2 protein-coding genes are annotated in these 2,756 nt (G+C 50.8%); one reads left to right on the forward strand and one right to left on the reverse strand.

Translation table 11 applies throughout. From position 1 onward, the window contains the following. Positions 1-549: 549 nt before the first annotated feature. Positions 550-1,581, reverse strand: a complete 1,032-nt coding sequence (gene repA / locus E0D98_RS23090; protein ID WP_000907876.1) for a plasmid replication initiator RepA — start codon at positions 1,579-1,581, stop codon at positions 550-552. Positions 1,582-2,283: 702 nt separating this feature from the next. Here repA and E0D98_RS23100 point away from each other — a divergent pair. Then, the coding region (locus E0D98_RS23100; protein WP_100015172.1) for a transcription termination/antitermination NusG family protein at positions 2,284-2,756 on the forward strand (473 nt) is incomplete at its 3' end.

Raw genomic sequence — 2,756 nt, forward strand, 5'->3', positions numbered from 1 at the left:
TAGTTACAACATTCATAATTAAAAGCGATGTTGTTCCCGCCCTTCGGGCGGGGGCGGCCTCGCTTTTCAGTTATGAGGGGTGGGCACGGTGCTGCGTTTGTGTGGTGTTTTTTATTCCTGATGTTTTCGCGGTGGTTTCAGAACGGTGATGTACGGGGCCCGCGCGTTAGCGTGGGAGGTGCTTTTAGATTCTGAGCGGCGCGGCCTTGGCCGCTGCAAGCGAAGGCCTTTTTGTGTTTGTTCACAGTGGGTTCAGAGATAAAGACTTTCCCTGCGGCGAAGCAACGTAGGGGATTAAATAATGGGGTTAAGACTATATTGCAGGTTTGCTGTTTCACGTTTGCAGCTTTTAAAGTTCTTTATTTGCGGATTTATGTGGATAACTGAAACAACGTGGCCATGTTCTGATGACTGATACGTGGTTTTATGGGCAGATATGCCCCTCTGAGGGAATTTAAGGTGATTACTGCAGATTTTGGGCTGAGCGGAACCAGCGCCGAAAGCCCCGGAGGGGCTGGCGATGATTCAGTGCTGAGGGAATGGTGCTGTCTAGTGCGGTGGCGGGGCAGCCAGCGTCAGTTCAAGCTGACGCAACTCCCTGATGGCCAGTCGCTTCAGATGGTCATCGGAACAAAAATAGGCTTCATCCGGCGGCAGACGCTTCCTGAGATACTCTGCCATCTCATGAATCTGCTGGTCGGCAGGCAGTTTCTTCAGGCGATTAGCACGCTTGCGGGCTGCAGCTTTCGCCCGACGGTGTTTCAGCGCATCCTGGCTGCGCTGTAGATACCAGCGTTTTCTGGCCGCATGCACGGAAATATCTTCGTCCTCACGCAGTACACCTTCCCGGATGAGCTGCTGGCGGATTTCACTTTCACGAAGCCGCTTCTGCTGCTGTTCGTGAAGTTTAACCATGTCCACACCCAGCATCTGCCACCCTGCCGGTGTTATCCAGACATAACGCGGCAGACGCTGACGGGTTTCACGGTCCCACATCGTTTCTTCTGATACACCCAGCACACCAAAACGCACCTGTTCGGCCAGCAGACGGGAAAGACGGGAGACTGTCACTTCAAGTTCCGGAATAACCTTCCCTTTGCTGTCTTTCGGGCTGATTTCTTTAGCCAGGCGGGAAACACTCATGCCCACGGTGTGTGTACCGGCATCACTGAAGCTGACCAGAACCGGCCAGATGGTATCGAGGAGGCATTGTTTTTCCGGCCGGAAAGCATATTTGCGACCGACGAACGTCCGTTTCTGCACGTAAAAAGGATGCCGCGACATACGCATACGCAGGCTCTGCTCGCCGGTCACCGGGTCCTTTTTCACCAGACGGTTGTAGGCGTGCCCGAGCTGCCCGCTCAGCGCCTTATAGCGCGCAGGACGATACCAGGACGGATTTTCGCATTTGGGTTTAGTGGAGTGTTCACCACGACGGCGATTTGTGCGCTTCCTTTCCGGTTCAACCAGAAAAGAGATCGCCCTTCCCGTTTCATAGTCTTCCCAGAAACGGATCTGCTCTTCGGGTGCTAACTGACTCCAGTGTACTGCGTTATATGGAGTATTCTTCAGACCTGCCACAAGCTGTCGCTTATGGCGGAGCGATTGTGCCGTGTATTTATACACTGCACAGGGTTGAATCTCTGGTACGGTTTCATATATACTTATCCCGTATTCGTGATGCCCCCATAATCTTTCTCCGGCCCGCCAAAGTCAGAGGAAAGTTTATGGGGGTTTCGCCTTTATGGTCTTCTGAAACTTTTTTCAGCCTTCCGGCACCGGCAAACTGCCGTCGTTTCTGCCATACGTCCTGAATGCCTTATGGCGCATCCTGCCGTTTTCTGACTTTCCGGACCGCGAGGATCCCAAAAGCCACTGAATAACGATCCGCAATATACCCCTTTTCCACCGCTTTGAAAAGCCGACACGATTTCTCTGATTTACCAGGCCTCTCATTAACCCCCTAAAAAACGTCGTTTTTTTGAACTATGTCAAAAAAAATAGACAATTCCACAAACGATCTTTTATGCTGTGTTTTTCATCATTTTTAGTAGAAGAGATCGCCTAAAATTTTTAAACGATCTAATCCTCCAGACACCGCACACAAATCAGCATAATATGCTGCTTTATCAAATATAACGATCTATTTAACTGCTTATCTTCACTCTTGCCACAGATACATCCTTATGTAATATATTTGCCAGCCATTAATCCTGTTTGCAGGAGTTGTCGGTTTTCGCCCGCCTCGAAACCGTCCACAAGGCTTACAAGAGTGCGTAAATCATGTGCCTGTCAGAACTGCAGGCCGGGCTGAACGAGGGTCAGCCGCTGTTTCCGACACATGCTTTATGTATTCGCCGTTCACAACAACATCGAAGCCCCTCTGCGGGGATCGATTTTCGCGGAGCGTTCCGGATTTTGAATATCAGTGAATTACATCAACGCAACTGGTATCTGGCTCAGTACATCCCTGCCGGCAAAAACCGCGAACATCTCTTTTCCTGGCTTTCCGAACAACACGTCCTTCCCTGGACACCCCTGATACTGAAAAAGGTCCGCCGCACGGATAAAGTCTGTGGTTACCGTCGACATATACACGCCGTGTTTCCCGGTTACTTTTTCCTGAAAGCAGACCCCGAACGCCACAGCTTCACTCACCTTCGCCGTCACAGTGCCTTTCTGGACTTCGTGAAAATGGCCGGTGAAATCAAAACCGTCAGGGAGGATATCGTTCAGTCTTTGATGAAAGTGTACCC

The sequence above is a fragment of the Escherichia sp. KCJ4928 genome (genome assembly GCF_004352695.1).
GTDB lineage: Bacteria > Pseudomonadota > Gammaproteobacteria > Enterobacterales > Enterobacteriaceae > ECMA0423.